This is a genomic window from Streptomyces camponoticapitis, from assembly GCF_014646115.1.
Taxonomy (GTDB): Bacteria; Actinomycetota; Actinomycetes; order Streptomycetales; family Streptomycetaceae; genus Streptomyces; species Streptomyces camponoticapitis.
The window spans coordinates 160,929-181,329 of sequence record NZ_BMMV01000018.1; the positions used below are offsets into that span (position 1 = coordinate 160,929).

The following is a 20,401-nucleotide window of genomic DNA, read 5'->3' on the forward strand; positions in this document are numbered from 1 at the left end:
CGAACCCACCATGGTCACCACCCGCACCCTCGATGTCCCCGGCGCGCACCTGTACTACGAAGCACGTGGCTCGGGCCCCGTACTGGTGCTCACGGGCGCCCCGATGAGCGCGGCGCACTTCGCACCGCTGGCCGACGCGCTGGCGGCGGAGTACACCGTCGTCACGCACGACCCGAGGGGCATCTCCGCCAGCACGCTGGACGACCCCGAGCAGGACTCCACACCCGGGCTGCGCGCCGACGACATCGCGGCGATCCTGGACGACCTCGGTGCCGGAACGGCGGATGTGTTCGGCAGCAGCGGGGGCGCGGTGACCGGGCTCGCCCTGGTGGCGCGCCACCCGGCACGGGTGCGGACCCTCGTCGCGCACGAGCCGCCGGTGCTGGAGTTGCTGCCCGACGCGGCGGCGCTGCGCGCGGCGATGGACGACATCGTCGAGACGTTCCACCGGGAGGGCGTCGGCCCGGCGTTCGCCAAGTTCATGGCCACCACCGGCATGGACAGCGGCGAGGAAGGCGCTCCCGCCGGGCCGCCCGGCGAGCCCTCCGCCCAGGACCTCGCGGACATGGCCCGCTTCCTCGGCCACGAAATGCGTCGCACCGCGGGCTACCTGCCGGACATGGGCGCACTGAAGGCCGGCCCCGCCCGGGTCGTGATCGGCGTCGGCGCGACCTCCGGTCCGCTGGTCACCTTCCGCACCTCCGTGGAGCTGGCCGGCCGGCTCGGCTCGCGGCCGGCCGAATTCCCGGGCGGCCACGGCGGGTTCATCGAGGCGCCGGGGGAGTTCGCGGAGGTGCTGCGGAAGGTACTCGTAGGCTGAGGCCCTCAGCCACGCCGTGGCCCTGCCGTCGAGGGGATTCCCCGTATGTCCGAGCTGACCGAGTCCCGGCTCGCCGCCATCCTCGACGACGCCGGGGTGGGCGGGGCGGCCGGCGGCTGCGAGGCGCTGGGCGGGGGGACGTACAACAGTCTCTACCGCGTGCGGCTGGACGGTGGTCGGCGGCTGATTCTGAAGCTGCCGCCGGAGACCGGGACGCCGTGCCTGACGTACGAGCGGCGACTGCTCGTCAACGAGGGCGAGTTCTACGGGGCGGCCCGTGGCGTGCCCGTGCCCGAGGTGGTGCACCGGGCGGCGGGCTCGTTGCTGGTGTCGGAGGTTCCGGGGGAGCCGTGGGCCGGTCTGGTGGATCGGCTGGGGGAGGCGGAGCATCAGCGGCTGCGGCGTGAACTCGGCTCGTATGTCGCCGGGTTGCACACCGTCACCGGTACGCGCTTCGGGTATCCGTCCGAGGCCGTGGCCACCGCCGACAGCTGGCGCGAGGCGTTCACCGCGATGCTGGAGGCAGTGCTGGCGGATGCCGAGCGGTTCGGGGCGAAGCTGCCGGTGTCCGTGGAGCGCGTACGGGAGTTGGTACGGGGCGCGGTACCCGCCCTGGACGAGGTCCGGGTGCCCGCGCTCGTGCACTTCGATCTGTGGCAGGGCAACATCCTGCTGGCGGAAGAAGACGGGCAGCGGACGATCGGGGGGATCGTCGACGGTGAACGGATGTTCTGGGGCGATCCGTTGGCGGAGTTCGTGTCGCTCAATCTCTTCGGTGAGCCCGAGGACGACGCGGCGCTGCTCGACGGCTACCGCGCGGGCGGCGGTGACACCGGCTTCGACACGGCCGCGCGGCTGCGCATGGCGCTCTACCGCTGCTACCTCTACCTGATCATGCTGGTCGAGGCCGTGCCGCGCGGTCACCCTCCCGCGCGGACGGCGGTGACCCGCAGGACCGCCGGGCCCGCGCTGATCCTCGCCCTGGGAGTGATCTCCACGACGGCCTAGGGGATCAGGCGCCCGGCGGGGGCATGCCGCCCTGGAGACGTTCGAGGTCCGACGCCCGGACCTGGATCACGAACAGCGCGATCACGGCCGAGACGCCGGCCATCACCGCGGCCACGATGAACGCGTTCGACACACCCGCGGCCAGTACCTCGTCACTCCACGGCTTCGGCAGCGAATGCGTCCTCTGGAACGTCTGTTTCTGGGCCGGGGTCGCGTGCTCCATGAAGTCGCGGGCCTGGGTCTTCCCCTCGTCCCTGGTGGCCGTGCCGAACACCGTCACCAGGATGGACAGCCCCAGCGAACCGCCCACCTGCTGCGTCGCGTTGAGGATGCCGGAGGCGGCGCCGGCCTCCTTCGGGTCGACGCCCGAGACCGCCATCAGGGTCAGCGACACGAACTGGAAGCCCATGCCGAGGCCGAAGACCAGCACCGGGCCCAGCAGGCTGCCCGCGTAGGTGCTGTGCACGTTCGTCAGCGTGAGCCACGCGAGGCCGGCGGTGGCCAGGATCGCGCCGGTCACCATGAACGGTTTCGGACCCCAGCGCGGCAGCAACTGCGAGGCGACCCCGGAGCCGATCGCGATGACCACGCTCACCGGGAGGAAGGCGAGGCCGGTCCGGAGCGGGCTGAAGTCGAGGACCTCCTGCGTGAAGAGCGTGAGGAAGAAGAACATGCCGAACAGCGCGGCGGACAGACTCAGCATCATCCCGTAGACGCCCGCGCGGTTGCGGTCGCGGAACATCCACAGCGGTGTGATCGGCTGCCGCGAGCGGCGCTCGATGACGATGAAGAGGAACAGGAGCACCACGGCCGCGGCGAAGGACCCGAGTGTCAGGGTGTCGGTCCAGCCGTCCTCGGACGCCCGGATGAAGCCGTAGACCAGCCCCACCATGCCCAGGGTCGCGGTGAGCGCGCCGACGATGTCGAAACTTCCCGGGCGCGGCTCGGACTCCCTGATGAAGCGGGGAGTCAGGAAGATGATCAAGAGCCCGATCGGCGCGTTGACGAAGAAGATCCACCGCCAGTCGAGCCACTCCACCAGGATGCCGCCGAGCAGCAGCCCGATCGCGCTGCCGCCCGCGGAGACGGCCGCGAACACGCCGAACGCCCTGTTGCGCGCGGGCCCTTCGCGGAAGGTGGTGGTGATCAGCGACAGCGCGGTCGGGGACGCGATGGCGCCGCCGACGCCCTGGAGGGCGCGGGCGGCCAGCAGCTGCCAGGAGTCCTGTGCCAGACCGCAGAGCAGCGAGGCGAAGGCGAAGAGCGCCACGCCGAACATGAAGACCCGGCGCCGCCCCAGGATGTCGCCGAGACGCCCGCCGAGCAGCAGCAGACCGCCGAAGGTGAGGGTGTACGCGTTGACCACCCACGACAGGTTCTGCGTCGAGAAGCCGAGCGCGCTCTGGATGTGGGGGAGCGCGATGTTCACGATGGTGATGTCGAGAACCACCATCAGCTGGCAGGAAGCGATGATGGCCAGCGCGATGCCGTGGCCGCCCTCCCCGTCGGGAGCGGTGGCGGTCTTCGTCGTGTTCGACGGTGTGTTCGGCGGTGTGTTCGGCGGGGTGGGCTGTGAATCAGTCATAGGTGGGGGGTGGTGAACGGGGTGATGCGCGCCCTCGGACAGGGAACGCCACCGTTCATCCGGATCCGACTCTAAGTGGGACGAAACGGTCCCGCGACTCGACCGCGGCACCGCCCCGGGACGGCCCCCGCCGGGGCACCGGTCCTGTCGGTCACCGAGGGTCCTCCGAAGGGCCGTCCGGGGCGCGTTCGAGGGCGGCCTCGGCGAGCGCGCGCCCGGCGGCGGCGTGTTCGGCGAGCGCGCGGTCCACGAGGGCCGGGGCCGAGCCCGTGTAGCCGGCCGGGTCGGTGAGGGAGCGCAGCCGTGCCTCGCCGATCAGCTCGGAGATCGCCGGGTCGGTCTCCGTCAGCGCCTGGGCGAGCGGGATACCGGCACGTGACGCGAGGCGCGCGGCGGCGCCCACCACTTCCTTCGCGCGGGTCCGGCCGACGGCCGGGATCAGGGCCGTCAAGAGCCGTTCGCTGACCAGCAGTCCCTGGGTGAGCCCGAGGTTGGCCCGCATCCGGTCGGGGAAGATCCGCAGGCCCTGGACGAGTTCGGCCGCGTCGTGGGCGGCTCCGCCTGTCAGCCGCAGCAGCTCACGCAGCGGCTGCCACTCGGCGTGCCAGGGGCCCGCGGGTCGTTCGTCCTCGGCGACGAGGGCCCCCAGCAGTACGGAGGCGAGCCCGGGGGCCTGCCGCGCGGCGGCGGCGATCAGGGTGGCCCGCACCGGGTTCCGCTTGTGCGGCATCGCGGACGAGCCGCCGCCGCGCGCCTCGGCGACCTCCCCGATCTCCGTCCGGGACAGCACGAGCACGTCGGCGGCCACCTTCCCGAGCGCCCCCGCCGCGAAGGCGAGCGCCGCGCCGAGATCCGCGACGGGGGTACGCAGGGTGTGCCACGGCAGCGTCGGCTCGGCGAGGGGGAGCTGGTCGGCGTACGCGGCGAGGAGCCGTACGCCGGTGTCGCTCCCGGCCGCGCCGCCCCCGTCCGTCTCCGCCGCCTGGCCCGCTCCCGGGGGCGCGTCCTCGGGAGCGACGTGGTTGGACGTGGCGGGTGCCGCGCCCGCCAGGTCGTAGACCGGCTCGTCGGGACCGGGGCCGGCCCCCGGTTCCTCCTCGGGGTCGGGCTCGAACCTCGGGTCGGGGCCGCTCTGATAGTCCGGCAACGGCTCGGGCGGGGTGTCCACCGTGGCGTCGAGCGCACCGGTCAGGTCGTAGACGGGTTCGGAGGACGCTGCGGTGGAGGTCCTCCCGGGGCGGCCGTCCACCGCGTCGTCCCCCGAGGTGAAGGCCGCCAGCGTCCCTGCCGCGCCGCCCAGTTGGACCGGCAGCCGGACGGCCGCCAACCGGGCGCGGGCGTCCCGTACCGACGAGAGCCAGCCCGCCGCCTTCAGCCCGAACGTCGTGGGGACCGCGTGCTGCGTGAGGGTGCGTCCCGCCATCGGAGTCGTGCGGTGGGCCGTGGCCAGGACGGCGAGCGCCTCCGCCGCACGGTCCAGATCCGCCAGGATCAGCGGCACCGTACGGGTGGCGACCAGCATCATCGCCGTGTCCACGATGTCCTGGCTGGTCGCGCCCCGGTGGACGTACTGCGCCGCGTCGGTGCCGCCGCCCGCCCTGGTGTCCTCCTTGTCCACCGCCGCCGTCAGATCGGCGACCAGGGGGATCACCGGGTTGCCCCCGGCGCGCGCCCGCAGCGCCACGTCCCGTACGTCGAACAGCTCCGCCCCCGCGGTTGAGGTGATGACCTCGGCCGCCGCCGTCGGAGTGAGCCCGACCGCCGCCTGCGCGCGGGCCAGCGCCGCCTCGGCGTCCAGCATCGCGCGCAGGAAGGAGGCGTCGCCGGTCGCCGCCTCGGCGGCGGATCCCGCCCGGCCGGGCGAGAGCAGCCCGGCGTCACCGGTGCGGTCGGCGTGATCCGGGTGGTCGGCGGAAGTCACGGAACACCGTCTCCTCGTCGCCCTGGAGCCTGATGTCGAAGCGGTACGCGCCGGGTGTGGTCCCGGCCTTCGCCCTCAGGGTCCCCCGCCGGTCCGCGTCCGGCGAGGCGAGCGGCGGATCGGCGCGCGGCCGGGGGAGGGGGCGACCGTGTGGGACGGCGTGGGGCCGCCGGCCAAGTCGGTGCGGTGCGCGGAGTCGTACGCCATCGGCACCGCCGCCGTGCCCGCCGCGCTCGCCGTGCCCGCCGCGCTCGCCGTGCCCGCCGCGCTCGCCGCGCTCGCCGTGCCCGCCGTACGAGGCCGCCGCGAGGCTTACGCCGCTCCCGCGAGGCTTACGCCGCCGCCGCGCGGTCGGCGACCGGCCGCCGGCGGAGGGAGGCGTCGGCCAGCACGGGCGCCGTCCAGGCGCCGTCCGGGTGGTAGACGTTCGTCCCCGGCGCGACGATCTCGTCGATGCGGTCGAGCGTCGCGTCGTCCAGGGTGAGCGAGGCGCCCGCCAGCAGACCGTCCAGCTGCTCCATCGTGCGCGGGCCGATGATCACCGACGTCACGGCCGGATGCGCGACGGTGAAGGCGACCGCCAGCTCCGGCAGTGAGCGGCCGATGCTCTCCGCCAGCACGGTCAGTCGCTCGACGACCTCCAGCTTGGCGACGGTCACCGGGGACGTGGGGTCGAACCGGGCCGGGGCCAGCGCGGCGCGGCCCGTGGTCAGGTCGATGGCCCCGCCCTTGCGGTACTTGCCGGTGAGGAAGCCGGAGGCGAGCGGACTCCACGTCAGCACGCCCATCCCGTACCTCTGGCAGACCGGCAGCACCGATGTCTCGATCCCGCGCGCGAGTATCGAGTACGGCGGCTGCTCGGTACGGAACCGGTGGAGCGCGCGGCGCTCGGCCACCACATGCGACTCGACGATCTCCTCGGCGGGGAACGTCGAGCAGCCGAAGGCGCGGATCTTGCCCTGTGCCACCAGATCGGTCAGCGCGGAGAGGGTCTCCTCGATGTCCGTCGTGTGGTCGGGCCGATGGATCTGGTAGAGGTCGATCCACTCGGTGCCCAGCCGCTTCAGGCTCTCCTCCACCTCCTTGACGATCCAGCGGCGCGAGTTGCCGCCGCGGTTGCGGCCCTCGCCCATCGGGAAGTGCACCTTGGTCGCGAGTACGACGTCGTCCCGGCGGCCCTTGAGCGCCTTGCCGACGATCTCCTCCGACTCACCGCCGGAGTACATGTCCGCCGTGTCGAGGAAGTTGACGCCCCGGTCGAGGGCCGAGTGGATGATCCGGACGCTGTCGTCGTGATCGCCGTTGCCGACCGAACCGAACATCATCGTGCCGAGGCAGTGGACGCTCACCTCGATACCGGTGCCGCCGAGCGTGCGGTAACGCATGTGCTGCTCCCTCGCTGGTCAGCCCCCTGTCGGGGCGTACGCGACCGCACTGTAGGACTTCGAGTGCGGTCGAAGGCAAGCAGCCGGGGGCCGGCGGATCCGGGCGACGGACGCCGGGCCGATACTTTGGTCACCCCCGGGGATCCCTTCGGCCGATGCCCGCGCCGGCCTCCGTTTTCTAGCCTCGGCACATGAAGGCAATTCTGGGGTTCGTCAGTTTCGTGCTGGTCGCGTCGGGCGTCACCGGGCTGCTCCACCAGTGGATCGACTGGATGCCGACGTTCTTCGGCTTCTCCCGTTTCGTCGTTCCCGACGGGTACGAGGTGCCGGGCTACGCCGTCATGACACTGCTCGGGATCGCGGTGGGATTTCTGTCCGGCGCCGCCAAGAAGCACATGGCCGTCCGACCATGAATCCGGGCAAAGGACCGAGGCCGTCGGAGCCGGCCGAGGCCACCGTCCTGTCCCAACCGGCCTGGCTCGTCCCGGCGTTCGCCGTGGCCGGGGCGGTGGCCGGCTGGCTGGTCAAACTCCTCGCCAACTGGCTGGTGACGCTGCGCTGGGCCCCGATGAAGGGCCCGGCGAAGCTGGTGAACGCCATTCCCGAGCCATGGCTCACCGTCCTCGGCCTGACGGTGGGCACGGTGCTGGGGGTGCTGGTGGGGTTCATCGCGCTGCACGAGTCGCTGACCGTACGGGTGTCGGACACCCACGTGGCGCTCACGATCCGCGGCGAGTCCCGCGAGCTGCGCCGCGCCGACACCGGCGCTGTCCATCCGGACGGCAAGTTCCTTGTACTCCTCGGCCACCACAGCGAGGAGACGGCCCGCGAGCCCTGCGACCTCGGGCGCGCGGAGCTGGCCGCCGCCTTCACCGCCCACGGCTGGAACTGGACGTCCGAGGACCCGCACCGGGCCGACTTCCATCTCTGGGTCCCGGACACACCGGGCCTCCCGGTCGGCGCGAACGCCCTGTTGAGCGCCCGCGCGCACGCGATGGGGAAGACGGGCACGGCGGAGGACGTGCGGGCACTGCGCGACGAGTTGAACGGCCTGGGCCTGGCGATCCGCGACGAGAGGAAACGCCAGTACTGGCGGCTGCCCGCACCGCCCCCGGCTGGTTCCTGACCCACCGGTGGAAACGGGCTTCTCCGCCTCCGCCGATCGTCCCCTGTCCAGTGGTTGGCTTCAGGTGTGTGGCCGAAATGTACTGATTGGTTTCGGCGATGCCCCCCACAGAGACCCGAGAGAGGCAGGCCGCCCCATGACCACCGACTCCACCAGGCGCATCACCACCCCCTTCGACGCCGAGTCCTCCGCCGCCGAGGTCGTCGCCGGAATCGACCTCACCGGCCGCCGCGCCGTCGTGACCGGCGCCTCCTCCGGCATCGGCATCGAGACCGCCCGCGCCCTCGCCGGCGCGGGCGCCGACGTCACCCTGGCCGTACGCGACATCGACGCGGGCGAGCGCATCGCCCAGGACATCACCGGCACCACCGGCAGCAGGCACCTGTCCGTCGCGCGGCTCGACCTCGCCGACCAGGGATCCGTCGCGGAGTTCGTCGCCGCGTGGGACGGGCCGCTGCACATGCTGATCAACAACGCCGGTGTGATGTACACGCCCGAGCTGCGGACGCCGGAGGGGTGGGAGCTCCAGTTCGCCACGAACCACCTCGGCCACTTCGCGCTCGCCACCGGCCTGCACCAGTCGCTCGCCGACGCGGACCGGGCCCGGATCGTCGCGCTCACGTCGGTGGGGCATCTGCGGCAGGGGATGACCTTCGACGACATCAACTTCCGTAACGGCCCCTTCGACACCGTCCTCGCGTACGGCCAGTCCAAGACGGCCACCGTGCTCTTCGCGATCGAGGCGAGCCGCCGCTGGGCGGGCGACGGCATCACCGCCAACGCCGTCCACCCGGGCGCGGTCCTGACGAACCTGACGCGCCACATGAGCCAGGACGAGCTCGACAAGGCGGTGGCCTCCGGCTACACGTTCAAGACACCCCAGCAGGGCGCGGCCACCTCCGTGCTGGTGGCGACCTGGCCGGGGCTGGAAGGCGTCGGGGGCCGGTACTTCGAGGACTGCAACGAGGCGCGTCCCCACCGGGAGGGCGACTCCGGCGGCGTCGCCGCGCACGCCCAGGACCCGGTGGCGGCCGAGCGGCTCTGGCAGGTGTCGCTCGACATGCTCGCCGCCGCGGGGCGGGGCTGACGGGCCCGCACGGGTTCAGGCGCCCGCCTCCTCCAGCAGCCGCACCGTCTCCGGATACGGCCCGGTCCGCGCCCATTCCAGCGGCGAGCGCCCGCTGCCGCCGTCCTCGCGCAGGCGCGGATCGGCGCCGTACCCGAGCAGTTCGCGTACGGCGCCGGCGTGCCCCCAGCACGCGGCCCCGCACAGCGGCGTGCCCTCCGAGCCGTCCCCGCTCTCGCTGTCGGGCAGCGCGCCCGCCGCGAGCAGCAGGCGTACGGCGACGGCGTCGCCGTGCACGGACGCCGCGTACAGGGGAGTCGACCCCTCGGAGTCGTACGCCTGCGCCGGCGCCCCGACCCGCAGCAGCGCCCGCACCTCCGCGGTGTCTCCTAGCCTCGCCGCCCACACCAACCGCCAGGCCAGCTTCTTCCGCCGCCTGTTGTTCATCGGGATCCTCCCGCTGTCTTCCTCAACTCGTGCGCAGCATCAGGCCGATGCCGACCACCATCAGCACGGCCGCCGCGATTCGCGGGGTCCGGGCTGGTGGACCGGCGGCTGTCGGTCCGTTATTCGTAGCGGTACTTCAGCGAATCCGCCTCCGCCTGCTCGATATCAGCGATCGTCAGCTCCGGCATCCGCAGTTGGGCCAGCGTCACCTCGGCCGAGGTCGGCTGGGCGTCCGCCGACAGCCACTGCTCCGGCTTCCAGGCCCCGCTGCGCAGAAGCGACTTGGGGCAGTGCGGGTAGACCTCCTCGATCCCCACCACCAGCGCACTGGCCGGCGGCTTGCCCACGGCGGTCAGCTGCGACAGCAGCTCCGGGCGGGTGGAGACGCAGGCCCGGCCGTTCACCCTGAGCGTCGTGGTGCGCCCCGGGATGAGGAACAGCAGCCCGGCCCGTCCGGTGGCGATGACGTTCTGCAGTGTGTCCAGACGCTTGTTGCCGGTCGCGTCCGGTATCGCCACCGTCCGTGTGTCCAGGACGGCGACGAACCCGGCGGGGCCGCCGCGCGGGGAAACGTCACAGTTGCCCTCGGCGTCCGCGCTGGCGACCAGGACCAGCGACGAGCAGCCGATCAACCGCCGGGTCTGCTCGGTAAGTTCGGTCATCTGCTTGCGCACGGCCGCGTCGCTGGGAAGTTCGTAGGCCCGGCGCAGCGCCTCCTGGTCGGGCACGGCGTCGACGCGGAGCGCGTCGAAAGCGCTGATGGCAAGAGGTGTCGTCATGCCTCCGACCCTAATCGGCCGAGGTCGGCGGTATCTGAGGGAGTTGGTAGGTGCATGCCGTCTGGTGCTGAGCGGAGCGCGGGAGAGGGCTTCACCTCGGCCGCCCCCCGGCCCGAACGGCGGGATCCCCGGTGTGCGCACGAACCCCCTTGTGAACGCTGCCACCCGTTCAAAGACGCTCGTTGACTGTCGAGACAAGACACCCCGGCGGTGCGTGACGGCACCCCGCGGGTGCTCGTCGGCGCTGATGCTGCCGGGGATCTCAACTCGTGTGCAGCATCAGGCCGATGCCGACCACCATCAGCCCGGCCGCCGCGATTCGCGGTGTGCCGAAACGTTCCTTGAAGAACAGCGCGCCTATCGCCGCCCCCACGATGATCGACGTCAACTCTTGCTAACGCCGTAATAAGTTCCCTGGTCAGGGCTCTAACCGCAGGCGATCCGCTCGGGCCGATTCTCCCTGTGTACGGCTGAACGTCACACCGTGGTCTCGCCTGTCTTCCCCGCCCGTGGGTACGGTCGCCCTGGTAGCTGCTGCCGACCGCCGTAATTGGTGGTCCGCATGGCAGGTCGGGGTATCTGAGGGAGTTGGTAGGGGCATGCCGTCTGGTGCTGAGCGGAGCGCGGGAGAGGGCTTTACCTCGGCGGTCGCTACGCGGGTGGCGGCTGAGGCATGCAGGCAAGCGGGGCTCGATGGTGATGGGGCCCGTCTGATCCGCCTGGGTGAGAACGCTCTGTTCCGCCCGGAGGCGCACCCGGTGGTGGTCCGGATCGCTCGGTCGATCGAGTATCTGGAATCCGCCCGGGGTGAGGTCGCCGTGTCCCGCTGGCTGGCCGGTGAGGACTTCCCGGCGACACGGGTTCTGGATGATCTGGAGCAACCCGTGATCATCGATGGTCACCCGGTGACCTTCTGGCACCTGATCGAGGAGAGCGACCGAAAGCCGACGTACGGCGAGCTGGGAGCCATCCTCCGCGACCTCCACTCGCTCACCCTGCCCGCCTCCTTGAGCCTCCCCCCATACCCGGTGCTGGACCGGACAGACCGACGCATCAACGCGGCGACCGAGATACCGGAGGACGACCGCGCGTTCCTGCGCAAACGCGCGCGAGAACTCCGCGGCCGGGTCGGGGAGTTGCGCTTCGAGTCGCGGAAGGGGCCCGTGCACGGAGACGCCCACGTACAGAACCTCATGGTGGACCGCACTGACCGGGTGATCCTGATCGACCTGGAGAGGTTCAGTTACGACCACCCTGAGTGGGACCTGATGGTCACGGCCACGGAGCACCACAGCTTGGGCTGGCAGACGCCACAGGAGTACGGCGCGTTCGTCGGTGCGTATGGCCGGGATCTCCGCTCGTGGGCGGGGTTCCCCACCTTGCGGTCATTGCAGGAGTTCAACATGACGACGTGGCTGATGCAGAACGTCTCTGAAAGCGATGAGACAGCAGCGGAGTACACGCGTCGTATCGCCTCGCTCCGCGACGAGGACGCTCCGCGCGACTGGAACCCGGGCTGATCCCGCCTACTCGTCGTCCAGGCGTTGCATCGCGGCTTGCAGCTCCCCGTTGAACTGCTGCACGACGGGGTTGTGCGCGTGAACCGACACCTCACGCTGGAAGTCGCTCACGTACCGCTGAAAGCGCGCGGACTGGAGGGCGTCGCCTGCTTCGACGGCAAGGCCGGCGGTTGTCACGGCGGCCTCAAGGTCGCCATTGAGTAGCTGGCTCTGAGCGAGAACCATGCGGCAAAAGCCGAGTGTGCGGGCGTACTTGGGATCGGTCAGTTCAACGGCGCGCTCGGCGAACCGGACAGCATCGGGCCCCTGTCCGAGATCCCGGAAGCAGTGGCAGAACTCGCCGATCAACTCGGCCTCGTCCATGTACGACAGCCACTCAGGGTCCTCGGCGCTGTCGCCGCGCTCGAAGAATCGCTCCGCCTCGTTCATCGCATGGCCGGCGCCCTTGTGATCCCCCGCAGTGGAGAGCGCGCGAGCCTCATGCGCGGAGAACAAGGCCATGGCGCGTGGTGTCGCGGCGGCTCGTCCGCCTTCCACTGAGGCGCGGGCGAGCATGACGGCGCGAGGTGCCTGGCCAAGGTAGTTGGCCTGGTGACTCATGTTCGTCAGGATGCGGGCGCCCATCACGCGGTCGCCGATTACCTGCGTCAGACGGAGGGTCGACATCATGTAGCGGTCGGACAGGGCATGGTTGCCGCTGTCGTACGCGCTCCACGCGAGGAGCTGGGACATCTCCGATGCCGCCTGGAAGAGGGCCTCCCCGACCTTGGCGCTGTAGCTGGCGCTCAGCAAGGGAAGTACGTCTTCGCGGAAGTAGTGGCGGAATGCCTTGTGCGCGTGGCCACCGCCGAACTGGAAGTCCAGCTGCATGAAGAATCCGGCGGCGGTGCGGATCGCGGCGACGTCACGCATACCGACTCGGCGTGTCGCAGGCGCTTCCGTGGGCAAGCCGTCCGGGCGCGAGACGAGCCATGACAGAGCAGCCGAGTTCACATCGCTGTCGAGCGACGGGGCTTCGTCACCCGGTCCGTCCTCCGGTCGCTGATGCGTCAGGGTTTCCAAGGTGCTCAGCGTCTCGGCCAGGGAACCGGAGTAACGGGTGGCGCCCACGGACACCAGCGCCGGCATTGCACCGGGGAACCCCAGATCCTTCGGCGTGATCTTCCGTCGGAGCTTGTCGCTCAGCGCTTCGGCCACGTACCCGGCGGTCTCACGCTGAATACCGCCACCGTCCAACCACCGCTGAACAGCGACGTGCGTGGTACCTAAGCGGTCGCCGTGGCGCTGAGCCACTTCGCGAACTCTCTTGGCCAGCCCTTTGTTTGAGGCTCCGGCCTCCGCCATGACAGCGGCCAACTGATGGTTCGGGTCTTTGCTCACGCTCTGCTGTCACCCCCGACATCACGTCAAGTGTTCATCCTGTCACAGCAGTTTTCGCCAATGGGGGTTCATCGTGAACCCCCTGGTCCGAACCTCCCGAACCCCGGTGTGCACACGAACCCCCCTGTGAACGCTGCCGCCTGGCTAAAGACGGTCGTTGACTGTCGAGACAAGACACCCCGGCGGTGCGTGACGGCACCCCGGGGCATGGCCTACCTGGTGAAAGCAGGTCGACATGCGGAACCATATCGGCAGGGTTTTCGAGCGGCTGATCAGCCTGTTACTGCCCCCGCCCGGCCACCACCGCGCCGTGAGTGCGCCCCCTGTCAGCCGTCCAGCGGATGCACCGACGATGGCGTTGCCTCGCGTGCGTGCCCCGTACGTCTGGCCCATGATGCGCGGCGAAGATGTCCGACTGATCCGGCCGTACGTCTTGGCGCATGAGCGCCGGCTCGAACGACACGAATGCCGCTGCCAAGCGGGGCTGCGGTGCGCTGTCCACACGTTGGCGGTGTCGACGTGAGCACACAAGCACGACTGCTCCCGTGGCCTGGCGAGGACGGGCAACGCTCCTACCTGGTCACGGACGACGGCCAAAGCTACCTGTCCACGCTGGCCAACGAGATGGAAGAGGTCCAGCTCCGGACGGGCGAAACCCTCCTCGACCATGCGGCGGCGATGCTCCGGGACAACGCGGTCAGCACCCGAGAGCTGCGCTTCCTGAGCAGGCGACTGAGTGAGGCCCTGCACGACGCGCTACGGGTGGCGGAGAGCAGAGGATCTCGCCTCCCGGCATCTGACGAGGATGACGAACCGGAAGACGCTGTGACCGTGGCCGAGGGTCGCCAAGACGAACCCGGCCACACGCGCCCCACCGAAACGACAGACGGGCCCGGCTCTCATCTGGTCTCCGACCCGTAAGTCCACCGCTCACACAACACCGGACCACCCCCGCGCCTGGAAGCAACTGGGGTGGTCCGGCTGGGGACCGCTCTCTAACGATCACGAACCCCGGTGCCGATGGTACCGGGGCCGTCGTCGTGCCTTCATGCGGCATGGCCGGACACGGTCAATGGTCAGCCAGCCTGCGGGGAAAGGGACTTGTGGAGATGAACAGCACCGGGGACGACGGATTCGACGCTGACGACCTGGACCCTGACGCAGTCCTCTGGGTCCGTGGCGTCAACTACGTGGCCGGCTGGCGGGACGCAACCCAAGCCCTGACAGAACTGACCGACGCCCTGACAATGGCAGGCATCGACACGACCGGCGCCCAACTCCGCGCCAACGCCTCAGCAGACGGATCGGGCATGTTGCGACTGGAGTTAACTCCCGAGACAGCCCGCGAGATCGCCATGCTGGCCCGCGTCACGGCGACAAAGTTGCGTAACGCCGGATGAGAAGCGACCGGGACTGATACACGGAACATTCGGCGTGCCGCTGACAAGCTCACGGAAGCACACCAGGTAGTCCGCCAAGCCCTGAGCTTGGGAATCACCGCGTTTCTGGACGTTGTTGGCGTCTTGACCAGCGGCAACGGGTACCAGGGCGAAGCCTTGACTCTTCCCGGTACCCGCTGTTGACCGTGGTTTACCGACCTGTCGGGCACGGATCGGGCACGCCTTCAGATTCGTAGCTCTAACCGCATTGGGCAGCGACGATCATAGCGGTTGTCACCAGCGTCGGCGGGGTGCGGCGTCCCTGGACCTCGGGTGCGCCGCCCTAACAGGCGGTACGCGGGCTCGCGGGAAGCTCCCTGCACATCAAAGATTGGAAACCTTGATAGGCAGTCCTGAAATTTGCGGACTCGAAGGTCAGGTGCAGTTCATCGGCGTTCGGCTCCCAGAGAGATTTTGGTAGGGCAGCAGAAATGCGACCGGTTTGGGTAACCGCTTCGTCACTTCCGTAAACCCAAACTTGGTTAAGTGCTCCCTGATATTCCGCGCGTAACGTCTGCCAGGCGTGCCAGTCCGGTGAACACTTGCCGTCATTGCAGTCAGTTATTATTCCGTTCGTTTTCACCGCGAAAATGTCGGCAGCTCCAAGGAAGCCCTCGTAGACCTCGGCCCGTTTCTCTCGATCTTCCTTCTTCCGGTCCTCTCGACCTTGCGCTTCTTGGGCTTCTAGTTGAGTCCGAGACTGGTGCCATGCCCCCAGATAGGAGAAGCCGCCGCCAATAACGGCTCCAATCAAGGCTACGCCGAAGCCGAGCATGATCAAACGACGTTCATCGTGCGTGCCGCTGGCATTCGCCCCGCTGGAAGCTTGAGTAGCAGCCGAGTTGTTATCGTCGCCGCCTGCTGGCGTATTCAGAGGCGTCGTACTAGAAGCGGCCTCGTCGTCATCAGATGAAGTGTCGGGTGTCTGGCCACCTTCTTGCGATGTCATAGCAGATGAGCATATAAGCAACGACCTCGACTCCGGGGGGGCGCCACCGGTGAGGTGCTGCCATAACTCCTGGGCGGCGTAACGGCTTTGGGCGGGAGCTGCCGTGGGGCGAGAGATCGGGGCCCGTACGCTTGCCGCGAATCGGGCAGTCCCTGGACCTGCCCGCAATAGCCCGATGTGGGCCCCGATCTTAGAGGCTCGCCCCATGGTGGCTGCCTAAAGCCGTGAAGCCGACCGCCCCAGCCACATCGGGTTTCTCCCCACCACTGGCGTTCGCTCTTCCGTCGCGCGACCGGCGTAGCCGGGGCCCGGAGCGGGGCGCCTTGTTGTAAGTGGCGACGTGTTTCGACACCTACGGCGGCAACCTTCTGATCCGTAGCTCTACAGAGATCGGTCGGTGGCGGTCATACAGGTCGCCTCGCGGTCTCCGATGGGCCCTGCTGGGCGGGGACGGTTGCTGCGGTTGCTGTACTCCGCTGCTGTACGCCGTATGCAAGTGCCGACGCGAGGCCGAGAACGTTCGCGTACGCGCTGATGACATCGGGCGCCCGTTCCCAGGTGCCCCCGACGATGACGATCACGGTGATGATCCACGGTCGCGCCGCGATGATTGACAGACCTCACTACACAAAGGGCTCACTCACTCTGAGCCTCCAACGGCCTCGCGGCCCTACCTCGCTGCAACGGCTTGCTGGCGGACGTGGCGGGGTGGGCCTGCTAGCGGTCTCTGGTCGGGCGCGGCTCGCTGAACGGGCGGCAACGTCGGCGGCGTACCCCATCCAGTCTCCGCCACTCGCGCTGCCGGGCGATGGCCACGCTGACATGCACCGAGCATCTTGGCCAGGAGCCCAGCGGGGCACCTGCTGGGCGAGCGCGAACAGGGCGGTATTTCGCCCCTGCCGCGTTCTGGTATCGGCCGCGCGAAGGCATCGCAGCAGCTGTGACTCGTTGATCAGCTGCCCCGCGTTCCGCCCGGGGAAGAGTCATTCGCCTGTCTGACGGATCAGGGTGTCGGTGCCCCGTGTTGCGACCAGGTCCAGCATGAGCGCGTGTAGTGGCAGCGGATCGCGTACTCTGCCTCCTGTGAGCCACGATCGCGTCCCATCGCCACCGACACCGGTTGAGGCGTTCGCGATCATCGCGATGGAGCAAGTTCTTCACGATCAACTCCAGCCCACGCAAACGTCGGCGCCGGAGTGGGGTGACGTCGTGTGGTCCGCCCCGCAAACAATCCTAATTGAGGCAAAGAGCTATTACTACGCTCGCCTCGTCGCCGACTGGCTCAGTGACGAGCCCAACGCCTTCGCCGGTGACGAACCTGTCGTCACTGACAGTTCGGCGCGAGACCTCACCCTCTACCTCCTCCGGACGGCAGAAGAGCAGAACGGCTGGTCGTCCATCACCGGAGGGTTGCGCTACGGTTTCAACCCTGCGCCCTCGTTCGGCTCGAACTGGATTGCTGACGGGCAGCATCGTCTGGGCGACCGCAAGAGAGCTGTTCTTCTCCGTCTGCTCGCTGAACGGTTGGGGCAGGCACTCTGTGGACTCTCACGCGCAATCGAAGCCGCCAACGCCGAACAAGTCTCACGCAGTCTCCGGAACGCACGGGCACTCGCAGACTTCCTGCTAGAACTGACCGTGAGCGTCCTCACCGGCTTCGCCCGCTACTTCGGCCACTTCGCGGCGCCACCCCCCACCGGCACATCCCCTTGCGGTGTCCTCCGGCTGGCCGTGCCGGTCATCCCACGAGCCCCAGGAGTCAGGTCCTTCCCCGGACCAACCAACTTCGCCCTCGTCGCGTAGCCATCTCGTGGCGAGGGCTCAAAGACTCGCATGAGGTGTTTCGTGATCTACCTGCTGCTCGGATGGGTGGCGTTGAGCCTCCCGGTGCTGGCGTCGTGGTACGCCGACAGGGGCCGGCGACTCATCCGCCACGTTCGATCGTCAACGGCTCGGCTCAAGGCACGGCTCGTCGCCGCGCTCCGCCGTCGGCTCTGGCGGCTCCTTGCGGATCGCTCCGCAGAGGAGAACAGGGACGCGCCCCAGGGCGTGCCTTTGCACCCGGGGTCCTAACCCCTTACAGAACGCCTGTGGGGCCGCCCCGTTCGCGGCGGCCCCACAGGGGCAGTGCTCGACGCGGGCCCCGAGCCGGGCAGGTGCTAAAGCCGTGGAGCTGGCCGCCCCAGCCACCGAGGGTTTCTCCCCACCACTGGCGTTCGCTCTTGTCGCGCGACCGGTGTAGCCGGCGGCCCGGAGCGGGGCGGAGACAGGAGCGGCGGGACCCGGCGGTGAGCAATGGGCCGGTCGCAGCGGTAGGACGAAACCTGATGCGATAACTGGCCGAGAATCAAGCACCAGTGACCCACGTGTGAGAGCTCTGAGCCAATTCTTAATTCCAAAAATTTGAAGATGAATCGGCCCTTCTCTGTATAGCGGCATCGGCCTTTCTCTCTGCATCTGCGATCTCGGCACTAAGGATCGCACTGACTTCGTTCCAGCGAAACGGTAGCTCGCCTGTTGCAGTCTCTAGCGGAGTCCACTGGGAATCCAGGTATGCACGGAATGCCTTGGCTCGCTGTAGGCGCTCTTTAATGCTGTGTACATCCCCGATGCCCCGGCGGACGCTTGGGTTTACGATTGGAGTGTCAACGATCATCGCGTCGACATAGCTGAACGAGTGAATCATTTTTCGATAGAGGTAACTTCCGACACTTGTGGGTCTATATGACCCTCCATCTAGCGCATCGGAAAATACCAACAAGTTCCCCTTTGTGGCCCTGTCTAGCTGAGCGCCAACTTGCTCTTGAGAAAATCCGAGCCCTTGGCCGAATGAATAAATGCTGACCGCAGGAACAAGGCCGTCACTGCCTGCGCTCTCCGCGCTGCGCTGAACATGAGCCAGAATACTAGGCAAAAGAAAATGCTCGCGCCCGTCGTTCGTCGTGATGTCGAATAGATTGCATACCGCACTAGCCTCAGGGTTGAAGTAATCGTAGTCGCCAAATACGATCGCCCGGATAAACTCGTGCATGGGCACTTTGTAAACTCTTCCGCCCTCGGCGACATCGAGAACGCGCTGTGTCGAGACGTATCCACTCCCTATGAAAGTGAACAAGAAGAGCAATGCTGTCCGAGTGTTCCCTCCGCTCATGTTGTCGATTAAAGATTTCAGCTCTTCGTCGATTTTGAACGCCCTGATGAGGGCATCTAGGTAGGCAATCAAGTCACTATCGTTAATGGACAGGTTATTCGGAAATGCGCCGTCCGCGCCCGATTCGATCACCTTGTTGCGCGCGAATTCAAGGCGCTTGGATACAACCTGATCCGTCCTTGCTGGGGCGATTGTGAAGACCCGCGTTTGATATGCGGCCAAGGCCCCGTGCGCGCGAGACTGAAAGAAGGTGCTCGGGCGGATTGAAACAAATACTGTTCCCGGCCATGAATCAGCAATTGAGTGTGCAGACTCAAAAATACTCTCCTGGAATTCTGGCGGGCGTTGGTCGATGTTATCGAGAATCACAAGCGGCGACCTTCCCGAAGTCGCCTTGATGTGTTCCAGTGATCGTCGCAAGTGCTCGAACTCGTTCGACAGATGACCTGTCAGCATTATGAGTTCATGCTTCCTGTATTCAGTCGGGTCTGATTCGTCCCCAAGGATTGTCCGCTTGAATTTATTGATTTCCTTGTTGTATACCGCGCGTACGAAACCTCGCTCTTGGATATCGATCTGATGCCCGGTTTCCAGTTGCTCCGTCATGCGTTCCGTAATGTACATAGGTAGGTCTGTGACGAATACCGGTTCTCTTACGAAGTCGACGTAGAGAATGATTGATTTAGCGAGTACCTCCTTTGCGTCCACCCTGATCAAGTGGCGCAGAAACATGCTCTTCCCCACCCCTACATCGCCTAGAAGGATAATGGGGCGCCGACTAAGCGCGGCAGTGACCATGTCAGTTGTCAGCTTTGGATTTATTCCCTTCTTTGCGGTGGCCTGTTCGATGCCTCCTGGCACATTTTCAGCCACGGATGCATAGCGGGCTCTGAGTACTTCCCTGCTCACCATTGAATATTGAGACAGCGCCCCGCTGGCGCAGTAGCAATCCTTGACAAATTCGTCCGAGATCTGTTTCTCATGCTCAAGGTCCTGAATGAAAAGCTGGCCAAGCATTTTGAGGTCAGTTTCGAGCTCGGTGCGGCGCCTGAAGCCTGGATAGTTATTGATGGAGTTGGCGAGTTTTTCGGGAGCAAGAACCTGAGGTTTTTTCGCTAGTAGATATCTTTGCAAGCTGCGCGTGGCGAACGCTGGTTTAGAGAGGTGACCCCAGAGGGTTTGGAAATCGTCATGCATCTCTTGGAGCGAGCTGAAGACTAAGGCGTTTCCTTTCAAAGGTGGCACGCCATCCTGCCTGGATGCAAAGAAGGCGGCGAGCTGATGCCCGTTTGAAATGATTCCAATTGGAATGCCGCGTTCTTGGCAGTAGCCTAGGACTTGGCGGATTGCCTTCGCCGTATTTTCATCTTCCATCAGGGTCGGTACAGAAATGGCGTGCCGACCGGCGATTCCAGGGGGGAGGTCGAACGCGATCCCTTCTTTTTTGGCTTCCAGAATGAATTGGGCTGCCGGCTTACCAATCAAGTAGTCGACATAGGATCCGTTGTGATGATCCTCGGTGACGGCTTCTTGAGGGCTCCAACCCAGGCAATTGAAAAGCAGCGCATCAATCAAATGAAGTCGAGTTGTGTCTTCGTTTGCTCCGCTGCCGACGGTGGGAGAGTTCAGAAGACCGTGAAGTTCTTCCCTTGCGTTTGCGTAAGGATCCATGTGTGCCCCCTGGCCCAGAGATCGGTCGCTCGCTCGTCGCGCGTCCTTCTGGTCCGCAATCATCCAGCAACGTAACGCTATGTGCCACGGGTTCAACGATTCCCGTCCGATGAGTTGCGCCCTAGGTTGGTGGAGCGGGTTTGGCCGGTGGCCT

17 protein-coding genes and 1 pseudogene are annotated in these 20,401 nt (G+C 67.4%); 9 read left to right on the forward strand and 9 right to left on the reverse strand.

Annotated features, from left to right (window positions below; translation table 11 throughout):
- Positions 1–10 precede the first annotated feature (10 nt).
- Both IEY79_RS25320 and IEY79_RS25325 read left to right on the forward strand, forming a co-directional pair.
- Positions 11–820: an alpha/beta fold hydrolase gene (locus tag IEY79_RS25320; RefSeq protein ID WP_189109890.1), complete on the forward strand. Its 810-nt coding sequence runs from the start codon at positions 11–13 to the stop codon at positions 818–820.
- A 45-nt stretch (positions 821–865) separates the two neighbouring features.
- Positions 866–1,828, forward strand: a complete 963-nt coding sequence (locus IEY79_RS25325) for a phosphotransferase family protein (RefSeq protein WP_189109891.1) — start codon at positions 866–868, stop codon at positions 1,826–1,828.
- Positions 1,829–1,832: 4 nt separating this feature from the next.
- On the opposite strand, the gene IEY79_RS25330 is transcribed toward IEY79_RS25325, so the two are convergent.
- From IEY79_RS25330 to IEY79_RS25340, 3 genes are all read right to left on the reverse strand, one after another.
- Complete coding sequence (locus IEY79_RS25330) at positions 1,833–3,413, reverse strand: MFS transporter (protein ID WP_189109892.1); 1,581 nt, start codon at positions 3,411–3,413, stop codon at positions 1,833–1,835.
- Between the two features lie 151 nt (positions 3,414–3,564).
- Positions 3,565–5,334, reverse strand: coding sequence for a lyase family protein (locus IEY79_RS25335; protein ID WP_268240604.1), 1,770 nt, complete (start codon positions 5,332–5,334; stop codon positions 3,565–3,567).
- A gap of 332 nt (positions 5,335–5,666) precedes the next feature.
- Positions 5,667–6,719: an aldo/keto reductase gene (locus IEY79_RS25340; protein WP_189109893.1), complete on the reverse strand. Its 1,053-nt coding sequence runs from the start codon at positions 6,717–6,719 to the stop codon at positions 5,667–5,669.
- A 191-nt stretch (positions 6,720–6,910) separates the two neighbouring features.
- Here IEY79_RS25340 and IEY79_RS25345 point away from each other — a divergent pair, with 191 nt between their 5' ends.
- From IEY79_RS25345 to IEY79_RS25355, 3 genes are all read left to right on the forward strand, one after another.
- Entirely contained in the window at positions 6,911–7,132 is a 222-nt protein-coding gene (locus tag IEY79_RS25345) for a hypothetical protein (RefSeq protein WP_189109894.1), read from the forward strand.
- Positions 7,129–7,845 (forward strand): YqeB family protein, encoded by a 717-nt coding sequence (locus IEY79_RS25350; protein WP_189109895.1) that lies wholly within the window; start codon positions 7,129–7,131, stop codon positions 7,843–7,845. The genes IEY79_RS25345 and IEY79_RS25350 overlap by 4 nt, the downstream gene beginning before the upstream one ends.
- A 136-nt stretch (positions 7,846–7,981) precedes the next feature.
- Positions 7,982–8,932 carry an SDR family NAD(P)-dependent oxidoreductase gene (locus tag IEY79_RS25355; RefSeq protein ID WP_189109896.1) on the forward strand — a complete coding sequence of 317 codons (951 nt, stop codon included), beginning with the start codon at positions 7,982–7,984 and terminating at the stop codon, positions 8,930–8,932.
- Positions 8,933–8,947: 15 nt separating this feature from the next.
- Here IEY79_RS25355 and IEY79_RS25360 read toward each other — a convergent pair whose 3' ends face one another.
- The 3 genes and pseudogenes from IEY79_RS25360 to IEY79_RS25370 form a co-directional block, all read right to left on the reverse strand.
- A complete protein-coding gene (locus IEY79_RS25360) occupies positions 8,948–9,358 on the reverse strand; it encodes an ankyrin repeat domain-containing protein (protein ID WP_189109897.1) in 411 nt (136 codons plus the stop codon).
- Positions 9,359–9,477: 119 nt separating this feature from the next.
- Positions 9,478–10,137, reverse strand: a complete 660-nt coding sequence (locus tag IEY79_RS25365) for an MSMEG_1061 family FMN-dependent PPOX-type flavoprotein (protein WP_189109898.1) — start codon at positions 10,135–10,137, stop codon at positions 9,478–9,480.
- A gap of 262 nt (positions 10,138–10,399) precedes the next feature.
- A pseudogene (locus IEY79_RS25370) lies at positions 10,400–10,522 on the reverse strand (EamA family transporter); the annotation flags it as partial.
- A gap of 214 nt (positions 10,523–10,736) precedes the next feature.
- On the opposite strand from IEY79_RS25370, the gene IEY79_RS25375 reads away from it, so the two are divergent.
- Positions 10,737–11,657, forward strand: a complete 921-nt coding sequence (locus IEY79_RS25375; RefSeq protein WP_189109937.1) for a phosphotransferase enzyme family protein — start codon at positions 10,737–10,739, stop codon at positions 11,655–11,657.
- 6 nt (positions 11,658–11,663) lie between these two features.
- Here the strand turns inward: IEY79_RS25375 and IEY79_RS25380 are convergent, their stop codons facing one another.
- Positions 11,664–13,037: an NsdA family TPR-like regulatory protein gene (locus IEY79_RS25380; protein WP_189109899.1), complete on the reverse strand. Its 1,374-nt coding sequence runs from the start codon at positions 13,035–13,037 to the stop codon at positions 11,664–11,666.
- A gap of 519 nt (positions 13,038–13,556) precedes the next feature.
- On the opposite strand from IEY79_RS25380, the gene IEY79_RS25385 reads away from it, so the two are divergent.
- On the forward strand, positions 13,557–13,958 hold the full coding sequence (locus IEY79_RS25385) for a hypothetical protein (RefSeq protein ID WP_308426691.1): 402 nt from the start codon (positions 13,557–13,559) through the stop codon (positions 13,956–13,958).
- Between the two features lie 188 nt (positions 13,959–14,146).
- The gene (locus tag IEY79_RS25390; RefSeq protein WP_189109900.1) at positions 14,147–14,437 is read left to right on the forward strand and encodes a hypothetical protein; all 291 of its coding nucleotides are present in this window, start codon (positions 14,147–14,149) and stop codon (positions 14,435–14,437) included.
- Positions 14,438–14,759: 322 nt separating this feature from the next.
- Here the strand turns inward: IEY79_RS25390 and IEY79_RS25395 are convergent, their stop codons facing one another.
- A complete protein-coding gene (locus IEY79_RS25395) occupies positions 14,760–15,425 on the reverse strand; it encodes a hypothetical protein (RefSeq protein WP_189109901.1) in 666 nt (221 codons plus the stop codon).
- A 1,083-nt stretch (positions 15,426–16,508) separates the two neighbouring features.
- Here IEY79_RS25395 and IEY79_RS25400 point away from each other — a divergent pair.
- Entirely contained in the window at positions 16,509–17,228 is a 720-nt protein-coding gene (locus tag IEY79_RS25400) for a hypothetical protein (RefSeq protein WP_189109902.1), read from the forward strand.
- 586 nt (positions 17,229–17,814) lie between these two features.
- Here IEY79_RS25400 and IEY79_RS25405 read toward each other — a convergent pair.
- Entirely contained in the window at positions 17,815–20,247 is a 2,433-nt protein-coding gene (locus IEY79_RS25405; RefSeq protein ID WP_189109903.1) for a hypothetical protein, read from the reverse strand.
- Positions 20,248–20,401: the final 154 nt, after the last annotated feature.

What these genes read in the sequence shown, in the direction of transcription:
- IEY79_RS25320 (WP_189109890.1), top strand. Translation starts at nt 11, where the DNA reads ATGGTCACCACCCGCACCCTCGATGTCCCCGGCGCGCACCTGTACTAC.
- IEY79_RS25325 (WP_189109891.1), top strand. Translation starts at nt 866, where the DNA reads ATGTCCGAGCTGACCGAGTCCCGGCTCGCCGCCATCCTCGACGACGCC.
- IEY79_RS25330 (WP_189109892.1), bottom strand. Translation starts at nt 3,413, where the DNA reads ATGACTGATTCACAGCCCACCCCGCCGAACACACCGCCGAACACACCG.
- IEY79_RS25340 (WP_189109893.1), bottom strand. Translation starts at nt 6,719, where the DNA reads ATGCGTTACCGCACGCTCGGCGGCACCGGTATCGAGGTGAGCGTCCAC.
- IEY79_RS25345 (WP_189109894.1), top strand. Translation starts at nt 6,911, where the DNA reads ATGAAGGCAATTCTGGGGTTCGTCAGTTTCGTGCTGGTCGCGTCGGGC.
- IEY79_RS25350 (WP_189109895.1), top strand. Translation starts at nt 7,129, where the DNA reads ATGAATCCGGGCAAAGGACCGAGGCCGTCGGAGCCGGCCGAGGCCACC.
- IEY79_RS25355 (WP_189109896.1), top strand. Translation starts at nt 7,982, where the DNA reads ATGACCACCGACTCCACCAGGCGCATCACCACCCCCTTCGACGCCGAG.
- IEY79_RS25360 (WP_189109897.1), bottom strand. Translation starts at nt 9,358, where the DNA reads ATGAACAACAGGCGGCGGAAGAAGCTGGCCTGGCGGTTGGTGTGGGCG.
- IEY79_RS25365 (WP_189109898.1), bottom strand. Translation starts at nt 10,137, where the DNA reads ATGACGACACCTCTTGCCATCAGCGCTTTCGACGCGCTCCGCGTCGAC.
- IEY79_RS25375 (WP_189109937.1), top strand. Translation starts at nt 10,737, where the DNA reads ATGCCGTCTGGTGCTGAGCGGAGCGCGGGAGAGGGCTTTACCTCGGCG.
- IEY79_RS25390 (WP_189109900.1), top strand. Translation starts at nt 14,147, where the DNA reads ATGAACAGCACCGGGGACGACGGATTCGACGCTGACGACCTGGACCCT.
- IEY79_RS25395 (WP_189109901.1), bottom strand. Translation starts at nt 15,425, where the DNA reads ATGACATCGCAAGAAGGTGGCCAGACACCCGACACTTCATCTGATGAC.
- IEY79_RS25405 (WP_189109903.1), bottom strand. Translation starts at nt 20,247, where the DNA reads ATGGATCCTTACGCAAACGCAAGGGAAGAACTTCACGGTCTTCTGAAC.